Source organism: Microbacterium hydrocarbonoxydans (assembly GCF_011752045.1).
Classification (GTDB): Bacteria; Actinomycetota; Actinomycetes; order Actinomycetales; family Microbacteriaceae; genus Microbacterium.
Map to the genome: position 1 here is coordinate 487,722 of NZ_JAAKXW010000002.1, position 19,451 is coordinate 507,172.

The window sequence follows — 19,451 nt, forward strand, 5'->3', positions numbered from 1 at the left end:
CATGAGCTCTCGTCAGAGGGGGCGAGAGAGAAGGAGACGAGCATGAGCGCGACGAAGACGGCACGCACGATCGGCGGTACCCTGGCCACGATCGCTGCGGTCATCATCACAGGGGTCGCCGCGCTCATGCTCGTCCCCGGGGTGCTCGGCCTCGACCGCTACGTGATCACCGGCGGCTCGATGTCGGGCACCTTCGAGCGGGGCGCGCTCGTCTTCGAGAAGCAGGTGGCGGTGGAGGACCTCCGCGTGGGCGACGTCATCACCTACCTGCCGCCCGAGGGCTCCGGCGTCACCGAGCTCGTCACCCACCGCATCACCTCGATCACCGAGCCCGCAGAGGCCGGCGGCCCCCGCGTTCTCAAGACGCAGGGCGATGCCAATGCCAGCGAAGACCCGTGGGACTTCACGCTCGCCGGCGCCGTGCAGCCGCGCGTCGAGGGCTGGATCCCGGAGGCCGGCTGGGTGTTCATCGCCCTGTCGGATCCGATCGTGCGGATGCTGGCGATCGGCGTGCCCGCCGCGGTCATCGCGCTGCTCTTCCTGCGCGACCTCCTCCGCGAGACCCGGCGGCCCCGCGTCGCCCGGGCAGCCGCAGCCGCCGCCGAGGCGCCGGCGACCGCACAGGTGACGACGTGAACGGCGCCGGCTGCACCCGGCTCCCCGCCGTGCAGCAGCGGCCGCGCCGCCTCTCCGCAGTCGCCCTGCTCGCGCTCGCCACCACGCAGCTCGCGACGGCATCCGCTGCGGATCTCGCGAACGACCCGGTCGCCCTCCTCACCGCCGTTCTCGGCGTGGCCGGCCTGCTCACCGCGATCCGCCTCGGCACCGCCGGATGCGTCGAGTCGCGCATCGCGACCGGCCTCCTCGCCGGAGCGGCGCTCATCGGCGTGGTGCTCTCGAACACGCTCGGCGCACCGGGCTCACCGGCCTCCTCGTGGACGCTCCGCGACATCCTCCTCGGCACCCTGGCGCTCGGGCTCGCCGCTGCGACGATCCGCGCCGGCCGACGCCCGGCCGGCGGATTGTGGCGCCGCTGAGTGACTGCCGTGGACTGGCTGTAACCCTCCTCCCCGTAGCGTCGGAGGGACGACCCGGAAGGACACTCCGATGATCCGCTCGCTGCGAGCCACGGCACTGACGGCACTGGCGTGCCTTCTCGTCGCGGCATCCGCGCTGGCGGGTCCCGCGTTCTCCTCTGCGGCGTTCACGACGCGCACCGCCAACACCGCCACGGCCTCCGCAGCCTCCGACTGGACCCCGCCGTCGGTGAGCGTGCAGGATCCGGGCACCGCGCTCAAGGGCACGGTGACCCTCGCCGCCGTCGCATCCGATGCGGAGAGCGGCGTGAAGAGCGTGACCCTCTCCGTGCAGGCCGTCGGCGCCGGCACCTGGACGACCCTGTGCACCGCGACCGCCGCCCCCTACGGCTGCGCCTGGGACACGCGCGCCGTGACCGACGGCGCGTACGACGTCCGCGCGGTGGCCGTCGACGGCGCCGGGTACTCCACGACCTCCGCGACCGTCCACGTCACCGTCTCCAACGCCTTCGGCGTGACCCTCGCCGCGCCCGCCGACATCGTGCGCGGCAGCGTCCAGCTCTCGGCGACGCTGCAGAACGCCGGCATCGGCGTGTACACGGTCCGCATCGAGTACGCCGTGGCCGGCAGCGGCTCGTGGAAGAGCCTCTGCCTCAACCTGCTCGCGCCGTTCTCGTGCTCCTGGGCGACGGCATCCTTCGCGAACGGCTTCTACGACCTGCGCGCCGTCGCCACGCAGGGCCTCTCCACCAGCGTGTCCCCCGTCGTCGCCGACGTGCTGGTCGACAACGCGGCGCCCAGCGCGTCGATGATCGATCCGGGCACGCCGCTCAGCGGCACGGTGACCCTCGCCGCCTCCGCGAGCGACGCCGATTCCGGGGTCGCGTCGGTCGCGATCCAGTACGCGCCGACGGGTGGATCCACCTGGGCGACCGCCTGCACCGTGACGACGCCGCCGTACTCCTGCCGGTTCGGCACGACGACGCTCGCCGGCGGCTCCTACGCCTTCCGGGCGGTGGCGACGGATGCCGCGGGCAACAGCGCGACCTCGTCCGCAGTGACGAACCGCATCGTCGACAACACGATCTCGTCCGTGTCCGCCGAGGACCCGGGCGCCTACCTCCACGGCACCACGGCGCTGACCGCGTCGGCGAGCTCGACGGCCGGGATCGCCTCGGTCACGATCCAGTACGCACCGGGCGGCACCGGAAGCTGGGCGACGGCATGCACGCCGACCTCCGTCCCGTACAGCTGCGCCTGGGTCACCACCGGCGTCGCCGACGGCCTCTACGACCTCCGCGCCGTGCTCGTCGACGGGACCGGGAAGCAGACCGTGTCGGCGACGGTCACCGGCCGGCGTGTGGACAACACCCCGGTGCGCGGGGCGGACGTGCAGACGGCCAACGGCGGCGCGACCGCCGGCCGTGTCGACGCCGGGGACACCCTCACCTTCACCTACGGCAAGCCGATGCTGGCCTCCAGCATCTCCCCCGGATGGAACGGCACGGCCCTGCCCGTCACGCTGCGGCTCCGCGACGGCGCACTGCTCGGGCTGGGCGGCTCCGGCGACACGGTGGACGTGCTGCGCTCGGGCGCTGCCGTGAACCTCGGCAGCGTCAACCTCCGGGGCGACTATGTGAAGGCCGGCAAGACGTCGACGTTCAACGCCACGATGGTCGCGACCACCGCCACGGTCAACGGCGCACCCGTCACCGTCGTGACCGTCACGGTCGGATCGCTCCACGGAGCCGGCGCGCTGCGCACGGCCACGGTCGGCGCCGCCATGACGTGGACGCCGTCCGCCACCGCCACCGACGGCGGCGGGGCGCCCTGCTCGACCGCCCCGGTCACCGAGGTCGGCGCACTGGATCGGGAGTTCTGATGACGAATGCCGGTATATCGGGCGAGGGCGAGGTTGATAACCTCGATCACGTGGGACGACGCATCCTGGTGGTGGAGGACGACGACGGCATCGCCGTGCCCCTGCTGCGCACGCTCGATCGCGAGGGGTACGTGGTCGAGCGCGTCGCCGACGGCGCCGCCGCGCTGGAGCGGGCCGGCGACGATGTGGACCTGGTCGTCCTCGACCTGGGTCTGCCCGACATGGACGGGCTCGACGTGTGCCGGCGGCTGCGCGAGCGGGACTTCACCGGCGGGATCGTCATCCTCACCGCCCGCGACGGCGAGCTCGACCGCGTGGTCGGCCTCGACGTCGGCGCCGACGACTACATCGCCAAGCCCTTCGCGCTCGCGGAGCTGCTCGCCCGCCTGCGGGCCCTCCTCCGCCGCGCCGGCGCGACTCCGGTCGCCGCTCCCGCAGGCGCCGAGGCGGATGCTCCCGCCGCCGGGGTGCTGACGGTCGACGTCGACGCCCGCCGCGCGTACACCCCGGCGCGCGAGCTGCAGCTGAGCACCAAGGAGTTCGATCTGCTCACGCAGCTTCATCTGCGCAAGGGCACCGTCGTGACCCGCGAGCGCCTCATGGACGAGGTGTGGGACGAGAACTGGTTCGGGTCCACGAAGACGCTCGACGTGACGATCGCGCGTCTGCGCCAGAAGCTCGAGGAGTCCGACGCGGGAGTGCACATCACCACCCTGCGCGGGGTCGGCTTCCGGCTCGACGACGGGCGACCGGATGCGTGATCGCCTCGTCATCGCGTTCGTGATGCTGGCGGTCGGGATCATCGCCCTGTACGGCATCCCGCGCGCGTACATGATCGCGGAGCTGATCGAGACGAGCGAGGCGCAGCGGGTGGTCCGCCTGGCGGACTTCCTGTCGGTGCTCGTCGAAGAGCGTGAGCATGACCGCGAGGTGTCCGAGGAGTTCCTCGAACCGCTCCTGCGAGACGGCGAGCGCATCGAGTACGTCGACGCCGACGGGGTGACCACCGAGGTCGGGGTGGCCGCACGCGAGGACGACATCGCGACCACGGTCGATGTCGCGGGGGGCGGCACGCTCACCTTCAGCCGCTCGGCCGAGGTGATCGGCAGCCGGGTCGCCGACGCCGTGCAGCCGGTCATCATGATCGGGCTGGCGCTCACCGCCGCGTCCGGCATCGCGGCGATCCTTCTCGCCCGCCGCCTGTCGCGCCCGTTCGTGCAGCTCGCCGAGACCGCCCGCGATCTCGGCCGCGGCCGTCTCGACGACGACTCCCCGGTGCTGCGCATCCCCGAGGCGCGGGCCATCGACGAGGCGCTGCGCGCCAGCGCCGACACCCTCGAGCGGCGCATCCGCCGCGAGCACGAGTTCGCGGCGAACGCCTCCCACCAGCTCCGCACCCCGATCACGGCCGTGCGCCTCGAGCTGGAGGATCTGTCGCTCTGGCCGGAGACGCCCCCGGCCGTGCGCGATCAGCTGGGCCATGCGATCCGCGAGATCGACCGGCTCGCCGACGCCATCGCGCAGCTGCTGCAGATGGCCCGGGGAGACGCCCTCGACGCGGGGCCCGCCGAGCCTCTCGACGAGATCATCCGCGGCGCCGCATCCCGGTGGACGCCGGAGGCGCACTCGACCGGCCGCCGGATCACGGTCACGAGCACGGATGCCGCCCTCGGCTCAGCCCCCGCGCCGACCTCGCAGATCCTCGACGTACTGCTGCACAACGCACTCACGCACGGACGAGGGGACGTGCGCGTCGGGGCGTTCCGGCGTGCCGAGTACGTCGTGGTCCAGGTCTCCGACGAGGGACCGCGCCCGAGCGGGAACTCCGTGTTCGAGCGCCGGCCCGAACAGCGCAGCGCCACCTCCGGCGAGGGCATCGGGCTCGCGATCTCGGCCGAGCTCGCCGAGTCGCTGGGCGGGCACCTGCTGCTGGAGAGCGGCGAGACCACCACGTTCTCCCTGATGCTCCCCGCACGCGAGACCGAGTAGCGGCGGGTCGCGGACCCGTCCGCGTTTGTTATGCTGGCCAGGCACCACCACGGGGCTGTAGTTCAATGGCAGAACTTCTGCTTCCCAAGCAGACAGCGCGGGTTCGATTCCCGTCAGCCCCTCCACCTCCTGGAACAGCCGATCCGATCCGCGACGAGCATCCGTGATCAGGATCTGCTGATCCTCAGCACCTGCGCCGACGTGGCGACGGCGGCCCCGGGATCCTCAGAGCCGAAGACGAACGCGGAGTCCCTGCTCACCGTCGACTCGCCGATGGTCACGCTGCCCTTGAGGACGACGAGTGCCAGGAGGTCCCGCGACAGCGGGAGCGCACCGTGCGAGGCCGTCACCGCGAACCGGGCCGGCGGGAGGGATGCCTCAGAGCTCAGGACGATGACCCGGCTGAGGCCGATGCCGCGGATCCCGGGGCGGGAGAACTCGACACTCGACCCGTGTGCGACGAGTGCGTGGTCGCGACGCAAAGGGGTGGGGCGGGCGTCGGCCGCCTGCACCTCGACCTGAGCGCCCGAGATCCCGACGATGAGATGGACGGTGTCGTCCGGCAGCTGGATGCGGCCCTGAGGACCCCGCAGCTCCACCAGCTGGAGCTGCCACTGCAGTCGCAGCGCACGGTCCTGTTCCACCCAGAGATCACGCAGCCCGCCTGCTCCTCGTGCGAGCGACTGCCGGGGCACCTGAGCGAACCGCCGGATGCCGCCCCCCGACAGGATGAGCTCACTCTCGCGGCGACTGGACCCGTGCCCCACGCTGTTCCTCGTCAACTGCAGATGGCCACTGTGCCGGGCACGCGACGCGGCCCGGCACAGTGGTCATGATGATCCGTGTCAGGCCTGGGCGGGGTCGAGGACGTAGCCCTCTTCGCCGTGCACGACGGTGTCGATGCCCGCGACTTCGTCTTCGCTCTTCACGCGGAACCCGATCGTCTTGTGGATCGCGAATCCGATGATCCACGCGAGCACGAACGAGTAGATCAGAACGCTGAGCGCCGCGATCGCCTGCACGAGCAGCTGGGTTCCGTCGCCGCCCATGAAGAGCCCGGTGCCGTTTGCGAACAGGCCGAGGTACAGGGTGCCGATGAGCCCGCCGATGAGGTGGATGCCGACGACGTCGAGCGAGTCGTCGAAGCCCAGCTTGAACTTGAGCTCGATCGCCAGTGCGCAGACGGCGCCGGCGATGAGTCCCAGAAGGATGGCCCACACCGGGTGGAGCGAAGCGCACGCGGGGGTGATCGCGACCAGTCCGGCGACAGCTCCGGATGCGGCGCCCACGGATGTGGGCTTGCCGTCCTTGATCTTCTCGACCACGAGCCAGGCGAGCAGGGCCGCTGCGGGAGCAGCGATCGTGTTCACGAAGGCGAGGGCGGCCACGCCGTCGGCGGCGAGTTCGGAGCCGGCGTTGAATCCGAACCAGCCGAACCACAGGAGCCCGGCGCCGAGCAGGACGAACGGCGGGTTGTGCGGCACGTGCGCGCCCTTCTGGAACCCGACGCGCCGACCGAGCACGAGCGCCAGAGCGAGCGCGGCGGCACCGGCGTTGATGTGCACCGCGGTACCGCCTGCGAAGTCGATGGCGCCGAGACCGAAGGTGTCCTGCAGGCCATGCGTGATCCAGCCTCCGTACGCGAAGCTGCCGTCTTCTGCGAGACCGAAGTTGAAGACCCAGCTGGCGACGGGGAAGTACACGACGGTCGCCCAGATCGCCGCGAAGATCAACCAGGATCCGAACTTCGCACGGTCGGCGATCGCACCGGAGATCAGTGCCACGGTGAGGATCGCGAAGGTGGCCTGGAAGGCGACGAACGCCAGCGGCGGATAGGCGGCGCCCTCAGGCGTCTCGAGCAGACTGCTCAGCCCCAGGGCCGACCAGTCGATCGCCCACGGTGCCAGCGTGCCCTCTGCGCCGGGGAACGCGATCGCGTACCCGTAGAGGACCCACAGCACCCCGATGAGACCCAGTGAGCCGAAGCTGAGCATCATCATGCTGATCACGCTCTTGGCCTTGACCAGGCCGCCGTAGAAGAACGCCAGGCCCGGGGTCATCAGGAGAACGAGCGCGGCGGATATGAGAAGGAACGCGGTATTGCCTTGATCCATGGTCGATCGGACCTCTCTCCGGGGACGCACACAGGCGTCGCGTGACTCTCAGCGTGGCGCACCGTCGTTTCGCGCGCTGGTCTGCGCAGTTACAGTCACGTTTCCTGATCCGCCGCCGCCCGCAGTCCGTCCTCGACCTCGTCGAGCCAGCGGCCGACCGATGCCCTGGCCTCCTGGGTGTCCGGGTACCGGCAGCGCAGGTGCAGCCCCTCGTCGTTCACGATGAACCACACCATCACGCCGTCGGTGCTGATGACGGCCGAGACGTACTGCACCGACATGTCGCCGGGCGCGGGCGGCAGTCGCCGCGAGTCGAGCCAGGAGACGGCGAACATCCCCGGCGTCTCCGGCATCCCTCCGTACGGGGCGAAGATCGGCGCGAGCGGCTGCGACCCCAGCACCAGCGCCTCCTTCACCGCCCGTGCGCACGCCGCGGGATCCGGATCGACGCAATCGATGACGGAGTTGGTGATGAACCAGCCCACGCTGTCGTACCAGCGCGATTCGTGCCGGCTGTGCACCGGGAACACCGCGCGCAGCGGCCGGCCGGCCAGGTCGCGGGTCACCGTGGTGAGCACCGAGAGCGCCAGAGCGGTCACTCGCACGCCGTGCTCCGCCGCCACCCCCTCGAACCGCGCCAGCTGCGGGCCGTCGAGCACGTCGCGGACCTCCACCACCTCGGGCCGAGGCTGCGCGAGGTCTCCGAGCGGCAGAGGGAAGCGCGGCATCCGCCCCTCCCCGTCGGCGAGGATCTCGTGCCAGCGGTCGATGACGGCCGCGGGAGCCGGCGGCATCCGCTCCAGCGCCGCGGAGTGATCCGCGAACGAGGCGGCGGGCTCCGCGAGCCCGTCCGAGTCGAGCGCCTCGCGCAGGTCGCGGGCGAGGATCAGCAGCGACCACATGTCGACGTGGGCGTGGTCGGAGCCGATGATCGCGACCGGCCGCTGATCGTCCTCGCCGGCGTCCGGCGCGAGCAGTGCGAGCAGGTGCGACGGCCGGGAGAAGGGCGTGCACGCCTCGTCGAAGACGCTGCGCAGCACGTCACGGGCCGCGGTGCCGGGCGCGACCGGATGCCGGCGCCACTCCGTCGCGTCGACCCGGTGCTCCTGCAGCACGAGTGCGCCGTCCGGACCCCGCGAGAACACCGTGTTCAGTGCGCCGTGCCTCGCGACCACGGACATCCAGGCCTTCGCCAGCCGCTCACGGCGGATGCCGGCGGGGATCCGGAGGCTGATCGCCATCCACGAGCCGGGGCGATCCCCCGCTCCGACATGACGGCGCTGGTCGAAAGACACGGGAAGGCTGCGCAGCGCCGGGCTGACGACGCGCACGCCGAGCGAGTGCAGCGTGCCCTGCGGCAGCTGCATCTGGGCGACGTTCGTCAAGCGCATCCGCCGTATTCTAGGGGCGCACGATTCCAGTCATGTGAACGGGAGCACGATGGCCTCTCACGATCTCGGCGAGGTGACTCTCGACTACGCGATCAGCGGCGACGACGGCCCCCTCGTCGTGCAGCTGCACGGCCTGACCTCCAGCCGCGAGCGGGACGCGGAGCTCGGACTCGACCTCGCCCGATCCGTGCGCGGGCACCGGGTGCTGCGCTACGACGCGCGCGGGCACGGACGCTCGACGGGTTCATCCGAGCCCGCCGACTACGGCTGGGACCGCCTCTCCGACGATCTGCTCAGCCTGCTCGACCGGGTCGCTCCCGGCGAGAGGGTGCACGGGGTCGGCCCGTCGATGGGAACGGGCACGCTGCTGCACGCCGCCGTCCGCGAACCTGATCGCTTCCGGAGCCTGACTTTCGCTGTGCCTCCCACGGCGTGGAAGACGCGCGCCGCACGGGCGGACGTCTACCGGGGAAACGCCGCGCTCGTCGAGCGCGACGGCGTGGAGGGGCTGGTGGAGCTGGCGCGCCTCGCGCCGACCCCGCCGGCTCTCGCAGGCTCGGCGACATCGCTCCCCGAGGTCGCACCGGCCCTGCTTCCCACCGTGTTCCGGGGCGCAGCCGCGACCGACCTCCCGCCGCGCGCGGACATCTCCGGGCTCCGCATCCCGACGCTCATCCTCGCGTGGACGGGCGACCGCGCGCATCCGCTCAAGACCGCCCGCCGTCTGCACGCCCTGATCCCGGACAGCCGGCTCGTGATCGCCCGCACGCCGTACGACATCATGGCCTGGCCCGGCCTGTTCGCCGAGCACGTCACCGGCGGAGACCGCACCGGCGCCGGTGAGATGCCCCGCGCCGGCCAGACGCCCCGCGCCGTCAGGTCTGGTGCAGGAAATCGGTACGGGGGCGAGGACTCTCCGGCACGAAGCTGAGCTTCAGCGCGTAGCCGTCCGGGTTCGGGCGCTCGGCGGGGAGCCGGACGCGCAGGCCGTCGAGGTGCCGCTCCCAGGCCAAGGGCTCCGCGACGCCGAGCATCCGCACCTGATGGATCTCCCTCGGCTCGACCTGGAGGCGCCGAGCCAGCGTCGTGAGCACGACGTCGTCGCCGTCGGCCGGCCACGCCGGCGTCGACGCGTACAGGTACGAACCGGTGACGTCCTCGCGCACCGTGAAACGGAAGTCCTCCGGCCCGAAGGCCGACGGCGTGCCGTCGACGAAGGAGCCGCCCTCGACCTGCAGCGGGCCCTCGCCGGGGACGACATAGGGGATCGTGCCGTAGATCGCCTCGCCGTTCACCGACAGCCAGGCGCCGAGGCGCTCCAGCAGCTCCACCTCTGCGGCGGCGATCGTCCCGTCGGGCTTCGGGCCGATGTTGAGGAGGAGGTTGCCGTTCTTCGACACGACGTCGAGCAGCTCGCCGAGGAGCTCGGAGGCCGGCTTGTACTCCTGCCCCTCGGTCCAGCACCAGGAGCTCCGCGAGACAGCGCTGTCGTTCTGCCAGGGCACCGGCTGGGAGGTCGCCATCGCACCCCGCTCTATGTCGTACACCGCGGAGCCCTGCATGAAGGCATCCCACTTGTAGTTGATCACCACCTCCCGACCCCAGGCTGCGGCGCTGTTGTAGTAGTAGGCGGCGAGCCTGCGGAGATAGGGCTCGAAGGCGGGCGTCTCGATCCACCAGTCGAACCAGAGCAGCTCGGGCCGGTAGCGGTCGATCACCTCGACCGTGCGCAGCAGCCAGTCGTCCAGGTACTCGCGCGAAGGAGAAGTCTCCTCCCGCTGGGCGGGGCCGTAGAAGTCCGCGAAGGCCGGATCGCGGACATCGGAGTCGAAGCGCTGGCCCCCGTTCATGTAGAACCAGTGCTCCGCGCGGTGCGACGACGCCCCGAAAGTCATCGACAGCGCCCGGACCTCGGCGGCCAGCGCACCGAACACGTCGCGACGCGGTCCCGCCTTCGCCGCATCCCAGCGCGTGCGGTCGCTGCTGTACATGGCGAAGCCGTCGTGGTGCTCGGCCACGGGCACGACGTACTGCGCCCCCGCGCGGCGGAACAGGGCTGCCCATGCGACCGGGTCGAAGTCCTGCATCCGGAACTGCGGGATGAAGTCCTTGTATCCGAACTCGGTGTGAGGGCCGTGCACGTCGATGTGGTGCCGGAAGGCGGAGGTGCCCTCCCAGTACATGTTGCGCGCGTACCACTCGCTCTCGAAGGCCGGCACCGAGAAGACGCCCCAGTGGATGAAGATGCCGAACTTGGCCTCCCCGAACCAGCGGGCCGTCCGATGGCGCCGCAGCGAGTCCCAGGTGTCGTCGAAAGGCCCCGCCGCGACGACCGCGTCGACGCGCGCCAGCTCGGCGGCGTCGTCGCGCGCCGGCAGCGCCTCGGGCACCCAGGAGAGGTCGGTCATGCAGGACTCCTTCGTTCCGCGTCCGCGTCGAACGGCGACGCTCCGTCCGCGACCGCGGGGCCGCGCGACCTGTAACGATACAAGAAGTCGCGCCGGAACGACAGACAGCAGAACGCCGCGCCCCCTCTCGGGGACGCGGCGTTCTGTCACTGCGTGAAGGTCAGGCGCCGATCTTCTTGGCGTCGTCGGTGTTCAGCAGACGGAACAGCAGCGCGCCGACGGCCGCGCCGACGACCGGGGCGAGCACGTACAGCCACAGGTTGCTCCAGGCGAACTGGCCGCTGACCGAGAGGCCGAGGGCCACGGCCGGGTTGAAGCCGCCGCCCGAGATCGGACCGACCGTCGTCGCGCCGATGAAGACCAGGCCACCGATCGCCAGGCCGTAGAACGAGTTGCCGTCGGTGTCCTTCGAGGTGGCGACGTTCAGAACGACCCAGGCCAGGGCGAGCGTGAACAGCGCCTCGACGAGGAACGCCGGGCCGACCTCGATCTCGGCAGCAGCCTCAGCAGCCGGCCACAGGGCGAAGCTGACGAGAGCCGCGACGACGGCGCCGACGAGCTGCGCGACGATGTAGGCGATCAGGTCGACGACGCCGAGGCCGCCGCGGAGGAAGACCGCGACCGAGACGGCCGGGTTGAGGTGCGCACCGGAGATGTGGCCGGTCGCGTAGACGAGCACCGCGAGGGCGAAGCCGATCGCGAGCGGAGTCAGCGGGCTGCCGCTGTTCACCGCGCCGATGATGCTGAGGACGAAGAGGAACGTGGCGATCGCCTCGGCGAGCGCCGTACGCGCAATACCAGTCATGAGAGTGCTCTTTTCTTGTGAAGTGTCTCGAAGGCGGCCACCCCGTCCGCCCGCGCACTCCGGCCGACGCACCCGCCATTGCGTCGTCGAGAATATCGGTTTCGTATACCGTCTCCCGCATGCCGCGCCGGGAATCTGTGAAAACGCTGAGCGCGCTACAGCCAGCCCTTGTGCTTGAACACCCCGTACAGGCCGACCCCCATCGCGACCATCAGCCCGATCGCCATCGGGTAGCCCCATACCCAGTGCAGCTCGGGCATCACCGTGAAGTTCATGCCGTAGATCGTGCCGACCAGCGTCGGGGCGAAGAGGATCGCGGCCCAGCCGGAGATCTTCTTGACCTCGTCGTTCTGGCGGATGCTCAGCTCCGTCATCCGCCGCATCTCCTCGTTCTGCCGGCGCGCGACGATCGTCGACTCGACCGTCAGCGCGTTGTCGAGCACCGCGCGGAATGTGGTGGCGCGGTCGGTCACCCGCAGGGTGTGGTCGAGCACGTCGCGGAAGTACCGCTGCAGCTCCTGGTCGACCTGATGCCTCTCCGTACCGCGGAGCAGCCCCTCCAGCATCCCGGAGAGCGGCTGCGTCGCCCGCTGGAAGTCGATGACCTCGCGGCCGAGCTCGTAGATGCGCTGCGTGGCGTCCACCTCGTCCTCGAAGAGCTGGCTCTCGATCTCGTCGATGTCGTTCTCGAGCCCGGCGAGCACCGGCGTGTACTCGTCGACGACCTCGTCGAGGATGGCGTAGAGCACCGCCTCCGGCCCGAGCCGCAGCAGCTCCGGGTCGTCCTCCAGCCGGCGGCGGACGCGGGCGAGGTTCGGAGACTCCGCGTGCCGGATGGTCACCACGAAGTCCGGGCCGACGACGACGTGCACCTCCCCGAACTCCACCTCCTCCGCCGCGTCGAGGTAGCGCGCCGGACGAAGCACCATGAAGAGCACGTCGTCGTACCGCTCCAGCTTGGCGCGCTGATGACCGGCCAGAGCATCCTCGACCACAAGCTCATGGATGCCGAACTCGTCGGCGACCTCGCGGATCTCCTGCTCGCCGGGGCGGTACAGGCCGATCCAGCCCATGCCGCCGCGGTCGCGCATGCACTCGAACGTCTCGCTCAGGCTCGCCGGATTCGCGGTGCGGATGCCGTCGACGTAGATCGCGTTGTCGATGATCGCCATCGCTCGCTCCTTCCCGCTCGTCCCTGAGCTGCTCCTGCGCGGGTTCCTGAGCCTGCTCCTGCTTCGGTTCCTGAGCCTGACGAAGGATCAGGCCGGCGGCGCGACGCAGGCGATCGCGGCGTCCGCGATCGCCTGGTGGTACTGCTCCGCCGTGAAGGGCAGGCCGAAGTCCGGTGCGGTCTGGCCGGAGGCAGCCGGGGCCTTCGAGGCGAGGGCCGCGAGCTCCCAGGCGAGGAACTGCGCGAACTTCGCGCCGGCCGTCGAGTCGTTCAGCGCGACGGCGACGGTGAATCCGGTCGCCGGGTCGGAGTACGCCGCCGTGGCGTATCCGGGCGTCCAGCCGTGCTGGCCGATCATGGAGCCGACGAGGAAGCCCCCGCCGGTCGCCTGCAGCCAGGCCGGTGCGTCCTGGTACGCGGGAAGGGGCGCCGCGAAGCGCGCCGGCTCCTCCTGGGTGCGCAGTGCCTGCTTCGCCTCCGCCTGGGCGTACCGGCCGAGGTCCTCGATCGTCGACACGACACCGGAATCGGTGTAGCCGGAGCTCGCGGAGAGGGTGGTGATGTCCACCGGGGCGGTGCAGTCGAAGCCGCCCTCGACCGCGTTGAGATAGTGCCCCTTAAGGACGGGGCCGTCCGAGGGCGGTGCCGCCTTCGCCCCGGGCAGGGATGTCTCCTCCAGACCCAGCGGAGTCGTCACGTACTGCTCGATGAGCTCGGAGGCGGTACGGCCGGTCGCCCGCTCCAGCGCCAGACCGAGCAGGATGTACCCCGCATCGGAGTCCCGGTAGGTCGTGTGCGGGGCGACCCGCTCGTGCCCGAGGCCGTAGGCGGCGAGCTCGAGGGGCTCCCACTGCCGCTCCGGCGTGTTCAGCCACGCCGACTTCACGATGCCCTCGGAGGATGCCGCGCCGCTCGTGCCGTTGCAGAGGTCCAGCAGCGTGACGTCCTTCATGTCCGCGACGCCGGAGACATACGTGGGCACCTTCGCGTCCAGCTCCACGACGCCCTCGTCCACCAGGCCGTAGAGCACGTCGCAGGTCATCAACCGGGTCACGTCCGCGATGCGGAAGGACATGTCGGTGCCCACCTCCGCCCCGCCGGGCTCCTGGGTGCCGACGCCGGCGACCCAGCTCCCGCTCCACGGCGCCCACACTCCGACGACGGCGCCGGTCGCCCCGGAGGCGGTCAGCGCCCCGGCGACGGCATCCTGCATCGCAGCGACGGTCTCGTCCGGGAGTGAGCCCTCCACCTGCTCGGGCGGCGTGTAGGTGAAGGCGTCCTCCGTGGAACATCCCGTCAGGACGAGCCCGAGCGCGACCGCCCCGGCCACGGCTGCGCGCAGTCTGCGCGACGAAAGAAGCTGCATGGAAGGACCCCCGGATGACGTGTCCCCCGAGTCTAGAACGCGCATCCTGAAAGTCGGCATCGCGACCTGCACCCAGTCCTCGGAGCGGGTCAGCGCTTCGGCAGCTCTGGGGTCGACTTCGCCTCCCAGGCCTCGCGCATGAACCGCCGTACGTCCTCGTCGACGCGGATGTCGCTCGGTCGCAGCGCGCGGGACAGGTACAGCCCGTCCAGCGAGGTGAGCCGCGACAGCGCCACGTAGGTCTGCCCCGGCGCGAACGCGCCGGAGCCGAGATCGATGATCGCCCGGTCGTAGGTCTTTCCCTGCGACTTGTGGATGGTGACGGCCCAGGCCAGACGCAGCGGGAACTGCGTGAACTCCGCGACCACGTCACGGGTCAGCTTCTTCGTGGCCGGCTCATACGAGTAGCGGAACCGCTCCCAGACCGCCGGCTCGACGTCGACCTCCTCGCCGTCGATCTCGACCCGGACCGTGTCTCCGAGGATGCGCGTGACCGTGCCGATCGTGCCGTTCACCCAGCGGGGCGGCTCCCCCGACATCGACGTGTCGTTGCGCAGGAACATCACCTGCGCGCCGACCTTCAGCTTCAGCTCTGTCTCGGCCGGCAGCGAGGCCTCGCCCCGGCCGAAGTCGCCGCTGATCTCCGCTCGTGCGGTCTGCTCCTTGCCGGGGAGCGCGGCGAGATGGCGGCTGTTGATGCTGTTCACGATGTCGTTGCGTGTGGCGAGAGTGATCATGGGGACCTCGCCGGGCTCGGGCTCCGGGGGCGTCCTGGCGCCCTGCGCGTTCAGCACCCCTGCGATCTCCGCGGTCACGCGTCCGTACCGCACGGCGTTCAGCATGGCCTTGAAACCGTCGTCGGACTGACGGTGGATCTGCACGAGCTCGCGGACGTGCAGCTCGGCCTTCGTGTCGACGGCGAACAGCCCCTCGCCGGCATCCGCGTCCGATGACCCGGCCCAGACCTTCGCATCGAAGAACCAGAACGAGCGGTAATGGTCCTGCACGTAGCGCAGCTCGTCGCCGCGCGGCGGCACCGGGGCCAGCTGATACGGGTCGCCGAACATCACGACCTGGACTCCGCCGAAGGGGATGCCGCGCTTGCCGCGCGCCTGGCGGAGCGAGCGGTCGATGGCATCCATCAGGTCGGCGTTGACCATGGAGATCTCGTCGATGACGAGGGTCTCGATCGCGTTCAGGATGCGCCGGGTGTTGTCGTTCTGGTCGATGTCGGAGTCGCCGATCAGGCCGATCGGCAGCCGGAACAGCGAGTGGATCGTCTGCCCCTCGACGTTGAGCGCGGCGACGCCGGTGGGCGCGCAGATCGCGATCTGCTTGTTCGTGTTCCAGGCGAAGTGCTGCAGCAGCGTCGACTTGCCGGTGCCCGCACGGCCTGTGATGAAGACGTGCTCGCTCGTGTCCTCGATCAGACGGAACAGCTCGTTCTGCTCATCGGACAGGGCAGGAAGGGACACGGCTCACTCACGGGGTACGACGGGCGGATGCAGGCGCTCCCATGGTACGTCCCGTGACAGGTCAGCCGGGGTCACGCTCGGCGTCGTCCCAGGCCGCCCTCCTAGACTGGCGCCATGCAGCAGGTGGAGACGAAGGCGCCACGGCGCTCCCGCCTCGGCGTGGACCTCGCGATGCTGGCGATCGTGGGCCTGCTGCTCATCGCGGCGATCGCCGCCGGCGCCTCCACGCTCTACCAGCAGTTCTACAGCCCGTCCGCGTTCGTCGTGCGCTACCTCGACATGCTCTCCGCCGGCCGGGCGGCAGACGCCCTGCACGTCCCCGGCGTCGCGATCGATCGCGAGACCCTCGAGGCGGCCGGCATTGCCGACGCGGCATCCGAGGCCCTGCTCCGGAACGCGGCGCTGGGCCCGCTCAGCGACATCGAGGTGGTCTCCGAGAAGGCCGTGGACGGCCGCAGCGAGGTGACCGTCGAGTACGAGGCGTCCGGTCACACCGGCACGACGACCTTCACTGTCGAGCAGGACGGCTGGGCGGGCGTCATGCCGAACTGGCGCTTCACGACCAGCCCGCTCGCCGTCGTCGAGCTCACCGTGCGCGGCGCCGACCAGTTCGCGGTGAACGGGTTCGAGATCGATCGCCGCCAGGTCTCCCAGGCCGGGGTCGACGCGGCGCCGCTCGATCCGCTGCCCCTGCTCGTCTTCACCCCCGGCCTCTACGCGGTCACCGTCGACACTCCGATCGCGGCATCCTCCGGCACCGGCGTCCTCGCCGACACCCCCCTCGCGACCACCCCCGTCGACGTGCAGGCGGAGCCGACCGACGAGTTCATCGCCGTCGTGCAGCAGCGCGTCGAGGAGTTCCTCACCCAGTGCACGACGCAGGAGGTGCTGCAGCCGACCGCCTGCCCGTTCGGGCTCGAGGTCACCAACCGCATCTCCTCGCTGCCGAAATGGTCGATCGCCGTGCAGCCCGCCGTGACCGTCGTCCCGGACGGTGCTCACTGGATGATCCCGCCGACGGATGCCGTGGCCCACGTCGATGTCGAGATCAAGTCCCTGTTCGACGGCAGCGTCGAAAAGGTGTCCGAGGATGTGCCGTTCCAGGTGAACGGAACGATCGTGATCCTCCCCGACGGGTCGGCCTCGATCAGGGTCGGCGCCCCGAGCGAGGAGCCGGCGGGCTGAGAGCCCCGTCACGGCGCCTCCGTGGTGAGGTCAGCCGTCCTCGCGCGCGGCCCGGCGCTGCTCCCGCTCGGCGAGGCGCGCGAGCTCCGCGTTGTACTCCTCGAGCTCGGCGTCGCCGGTGCGATCGGCGTGACGGTCGCGGCGGCGCTGCAGGCGGGTGTCGCTGCGGCTCCACTGGATGGCCACGGTGATCGCGAGGATGAGGGTGGGGATCTCGCCGATCGACCAGGCGATGCCTCCGCCGATGTACTGGTCGTCCATCGGGTCCGGGCCCCAGGTACGGCCCATCGAGCCGAACCAGTCCGCGACGAGCAGCCCGTCCTGCATCATCATCGCCATGCCGAAGAACGCGTGCATGGCCATCACCGCGATGAGGGTGATCAGCCGGCCCGGGTACGGGAGGCGGTACGGCACCGGGTCGGCGCCGATCAGGCTCATCACGAACAGGTAACCGGAGATGAGGAAGTGCGCGACCATCCACTCGTGTCCGAGGTGCTCGTACATCGACCAGCGCACCAGGTCGGTGAAGTAGAACGCCCACAGCGAGAGGATGAAGATCGCGGCGGCGACGAACGGATGCGTGACGATGCGGGCGAACGGCGAATGCACCGCCCACATGATCCACTCGCGGCCGCCTCGGGTGCCGTCGTCGCGCTTCTGGGTCGCGCGCAGGGCGAGGGTGATCGGCGCGCCGGACACCAGCAGCAGCGGGATCGCCATCGACAGCATCATGTGCCCGAGCATGTGCACGCTGAACAGGTACTCCTGGTATGCGTTGATGGGCCCGCCGGTGACCCACACCAGCAGGAGCATCCCGAGCACCCAGAAGACCGTGCGGTGGAGCGGCCAGCGGTCGCCCCGTCGGTGCAGGCGCGCCACCCCGGCGAGGTAGAGGAAGAGACCGAAGCCGGCCGCGACCAGCCAGAGCACGTCGACGTCCCATGCCGTGAACCAGCGGTCGAGGGTGAACTCGGGCGGCAGCGGCGAGCGGGTGAGGTGCTCGGCGGGCGTCTGCACGAACGGCGCCTCCTCGCCGACCGGCGGGGGCGTGCGTGCGAGCGCGGCGGCGGCGCCGGAGGCGAGGCCCATCAGGCCGATCTCGCACAGCACCAGCATCCAGAACCAGCGGGCCGCGTGCGCGCCGACGAGACGAGGGATGAGGCGGACCCGGTACCAGGCGCCGAGGAGGCCCATGCCGATCAGCAGCACCACCTTCGCGAGCAGGATCGCGCCGTACGGGGTCCACAGCTGCGACCACTCCACGATCGCGACGAGCGAGCGGGTGAGGCCCGACACCGCGACCACCGCGAACGCCGCGATCGCGAGGCTCGAGTAACGGCTCACGAGTCGAGCCGTGTCGATGTCGGGGGCGCCGCGGAGCAGCACCACGAGCAGCAGGCCGCCGAGCCAGACGGCGGCGCCGATCGTGTGCAGGAGGATCGAGTTCACGGCGACGTTGTGCCCCGAGAGCTCCCCCGAGTGACCCTGCGTGGCCAGCGGGAGGAAGGATGCCGCGGCGAGCAGCGCCGTGAACAGAGTGGGGGTCCAGGAGCGCCAGGCGAAGGCGAGCACCGTGATGATCGCGCCGAAGATCGTGGTGATCAGCCAGGACTGGCCCAGCGAGGTCTCCAGCAGGAAACGGCCGAGCTGCGCACCGAACTCGCGATCGGCGCTGAGCTGCGGGTTGAACGCCGCCATGAAGGTGAGGAAGGCGCCGAAGCCCGCCGTGATCGTGAAGACGGCCGCGCCCACCGAGGAGACGTTGAGCGCGAGATCGAAGGAGCGGTCGCCGCTGCGCAGGGCGAACAGGGCGAGCACCAGCGAGCCGAGCATGGCCGCCGCGGCGAGGTTCATCACCAGCTTGGCGATCGGGATCATCCACCGGACGAACGGACCGGGATCCTGCAGGAGCAGCGGCGCCGCTCCGCCGCCGATCATGAGCGCGACGATGACCGCGACGAGTCCGCCGGCGAGGAGGAGCCCCACGCCGCTCGCACGGTACGCCGAGCTCGTCGGGTCCGATGCGGCGAGGCGGGAGTTCACCCCTCCAGCCTAGGCGCGCCGTGCGGGGAGAATGCACGAAGGCCGCCGCCCCGAGGGGCGGCGGCCTTCGTGAGGAAGCTGTCTTACTTGACGGCGGCCTTGAGCTTGGAGCCGGCGGTCACCTTGACGCGCTTGCCGGCCGGGATCTTGATCTCGGCGCCGGTCTGCGGGTTGCGGCCGGTGCGGGCGGCGGTCGCGACCTGCTCGAACGAGATCCAGCCCGGGATCGAGACCTTGCTGCCCTTGGCGACAGCGTCGGAGACAGTGCCGAACAGTGCGTCGAGGACACCGGAGACGGTGGCCTGGCTCTGGCCGGTGGCGGAAGCGATGCTCGCGACGAGCTCGGTCTTGGTGATGGACTTGTCAGCCATGTCATCCTCCAGCGACGAGGATCCCGTCGCGTTGTCGTTTTGGTCGGAGCGGATGCCCCTGGTCGAGTGACCGCCTTGAATGTATCAACGACCACCCGCATTTCCGCGTCATTTCGCGGGTTTTGGGGTTTTGGGCGGCGTGTCGTGTCACTTTCGTCACTCCAGTCACACTTTTCGGGCTGTTCCGGGGCGTTCCCGCCGGGATCCGCGTGAT

The 19,451-nt window shown here is 70.6% G+C and carries 17 protein-coding genes and 1 tRNA gene; 8 read left to right on the forward strand and 10 right to left on the reverse strand.

The window, feature by feature from the left end; translation table 11 throughout:
• Window positions 1-42: 42 nt before the first annotated feature.
• From G6G98_RS10565 to G6G98_RS10590, 6 genes are all read left to right on the forward strand, one after another.
• Complete coding sequence (locus G6G98_RS10565) at window positions 43-636, forward strand: signal peptidase I (protein WP_164234595.1); 594 nt, start codon at window positions 43-45, stop codon at window positions 634-636.
• Window positions 633-1,037, forward strand: a complete 405-nt coding sequence (locus G6G98_RS10570) for a hypothetical protein (protein ID WP_164234594.1) — start codon at window positions 633-635, stop codon at window positions 1,035-1,037. The genes G6G98_RS10565 and G6G98_RS10570 overlap by 4 nt, the downstream gene beginning before the upstream one ends.
• A 70-nt stretch (window positions 1,038-1,107) precedes the next feature.
• On the forward strand, window positions 1,108-2,919 hold the full coding sequence (locus G6G98_RS10575) for an Ig-like domain-containing protein (RefSeq protein ID WP_243842087.1): 1,812 nt from the start codon (window positions 1,108-1,110) through the stop codon (window positions 2,917-2,919).
• Between the two features lie 50 nt (window positions 2,920-2,969).
• Window positions 2,970-3,680 (forward strand): response regulator transcription factor, encoded by a 711-nt coding sequence (locus G6G98_RS10580; RefSeq protein ID WP_243842088.1) that lies wholly within the window; start codon window positions 2,970-2,972, stop codon window positions 3,678-3,680.
• A complete protein-coding gene (locus G6G98_RS10585) occupies window positions 3,673-4,908 on the forward strand; it encodes a HAMP domain-containing sensor histidine kinase (protein WP_164234592.1) in 1,236 nt (411 codons plus the stop codon). Before G6G98_RS10580 ends, G6G98_RS10585 begins: the two co-directional genes overlap by 8 nt.
• A 51-nt stretch (window positions 4,909-4,959) precedes the next feature.
• Window positions 4,960-5,033, forward strand: a tRNA-Gly gene (locus G6G98_RS10590).
• Between the two features lie 42 nt (window positions 5,034-5,075).
• Here the strand turns inward: G6G98_RS10590 and G6G98_RS10595 are convergent.
• The 3 genes from G6G98_RS10595 to G6G98_RS10605 form a co-directional block, all read right to left on the reverse strand.
• The gene (locus G6G98_RS10595; protein ID WP_067348099.1) at window positions 5,076-5,552 is read right to left on the reverse strand and encodes a hypothetical protein; all 477 of its coding nucleotides are present in this window, start codon (window positions 5,550-5,552) and stop codon (window positions 5,076-5,078) included.
• Between the two features lie 201 nt (window positions 5,553-5,753).
• The gene (locus G6G98_RS10600) at window positions 5,754-7,022 is read right to left on the reverse strand and encodes an ammonium transporter (protein WP_067348101.1); all 1,269 of its coding nucleotides are present in this window, start codon (window positions 7,020-7,022) and stop codon (window positions 5,754-5,756) included.
• Between the two features lie 95 nt (window positions 7,023-7,117).
• Complete coding sequence (locus G6G98_RS10605) at window positions 7,118-8,413, reverse strand: condensation domain-containing protein (RefSeq protein ID WP_067348103.1); 1,296 nt, start codon at window positions 8,411-8,413, stop codon at window positions 7,118-7,120.
• A gap of 49 nt (window positions 8,414-8,462) precedes the next feature.
• Between G6G98_RS10605 and G6G98_RS10610 the strand changes: the two genes are divergently transcribed.
• A complete protein-coding gene (locus G6G98_RS10610) occupies window positions 8,463-9,344 on the forward strand; it encodes an alpha/beta fold hydrolase (RefSeq protein ID WP_084788163.1) in 882 nt (293 codons plus the stop codon).
• On the opposite strand, the gene G6G98_RS10615 is transcribed toward G6G98_RS10610, so the two are convergent.
• From G6G98_RS10615 to G6G98_RS10635, 5 genes are all read right to left on the reverse strand, one after another.
• A complete protein-coding gene (locus tag G6G98_RS10615; RefSeq protein WP_067348107.1) occupies window positions 9,289-10,821 on the reverse strand; it encodes an alpha-L-fucosidase in 1,533 nt (510 codons plus the stop codon). The two genes, G6G98_RS10610 and G6G98_RS10615, sit on opposite strands and share 56 nt — an antisense overlap.
• A gap of 160 nt (window positions 10,822-10,981) precedes the next feature.
• Window positions 10,982-11,626 (reverse strand): MIP/aquaporin family protein, encoded by a 645-nt coding sequence (locus tag G6G98_RS10620; protein WP_067348109.1) that lies wholly within the window; start codon window positions 11,624-11,626, stop codon window positions 10,982-10,984.
• Window positions 11,627-11,781: 155 nt separating this feature from the next.
• Window positions 11,782-12,798, reverse strand: a complete 1,017-nt coding sequence (gene corA / locus G6G98_RS10625; protein ID WP_067348111.1) for a magnesium/cobalt transporter CorA — start codon at window positions 12,796-12,798, stop codon at window positions 11,782-11,784.
• 87 nt (window positions 12,799-12,885) lie between these two features.
• Window positions 12,886-14,163 (reverse strand): serine hydrolase domain-containing protein, encoded by a 1,278-nt coding sequence (locus G6G98_RS10630; protein WP_067348113.1) that lies wholly within the window; start codon window positions 14,161-14,163, stop codon window positions 12,886-12,888.
• 89 nt (window positions 14,164-14,252) lie between these two features.
• Window positions 14,253-15,638, reverse strand: a complete 1,386-nt coding sequence (locus G6G98_RS10635) for an ATP-dependent DNA helicase (RefSeq protein ID WP_164234591.1) — start codon at window positions 15,636-15,638, stop codon at window positions 14,253-14,255.
• A 114-nt stretch (window positions 15,639-15,752) separates the two neighbouring features.
• On the opposite strand from G6G98_RS10635, the gene G6G98_RS10640 reads away from it, so the two are divergent.
• The gene (locus G6G98_RS10640; protein WP_164234590.1) at window positions 15,753-16,823 is read left to right on the forward strand and encodes a hypothetical protein; all 1,071 of its coding nucleotides are present in this window, start codon (window positions 15,753-15,755) and stop codon (window positions 16,821-16,823) included.
• 30 nt (window positions 16,824-16,853) lie between these two features.
• On the opposite strand, the gene G6G98_RS10645 is transcribed toward G6G98_RS10640, so the two are convergent.
• Window positions 16,854-18,761, reverse strand: coding sequence for a cytochrome c oxidase assembly protein (locus tag G6G98_RS10645; protein WP_164234716.1), 1,908 nt, complete (start codon window positions 18,759-18,761; stop codon window positions 16,854-16,856).
• 188 nt (window positions 18,762-18,949) lie between these two features.
• A complete protein-coding gene (locus G6G98_RS10650) occupies window positions 18,950-19,237 on the reverse strand; it encodes an HU family DNA-binding protein (RefSeq protein ID WP_067348124.1) in 288 nt (95 codons plus the stop codon).
• Window positions 19,238-19,451: the final 214 nt, after the last annotated feature.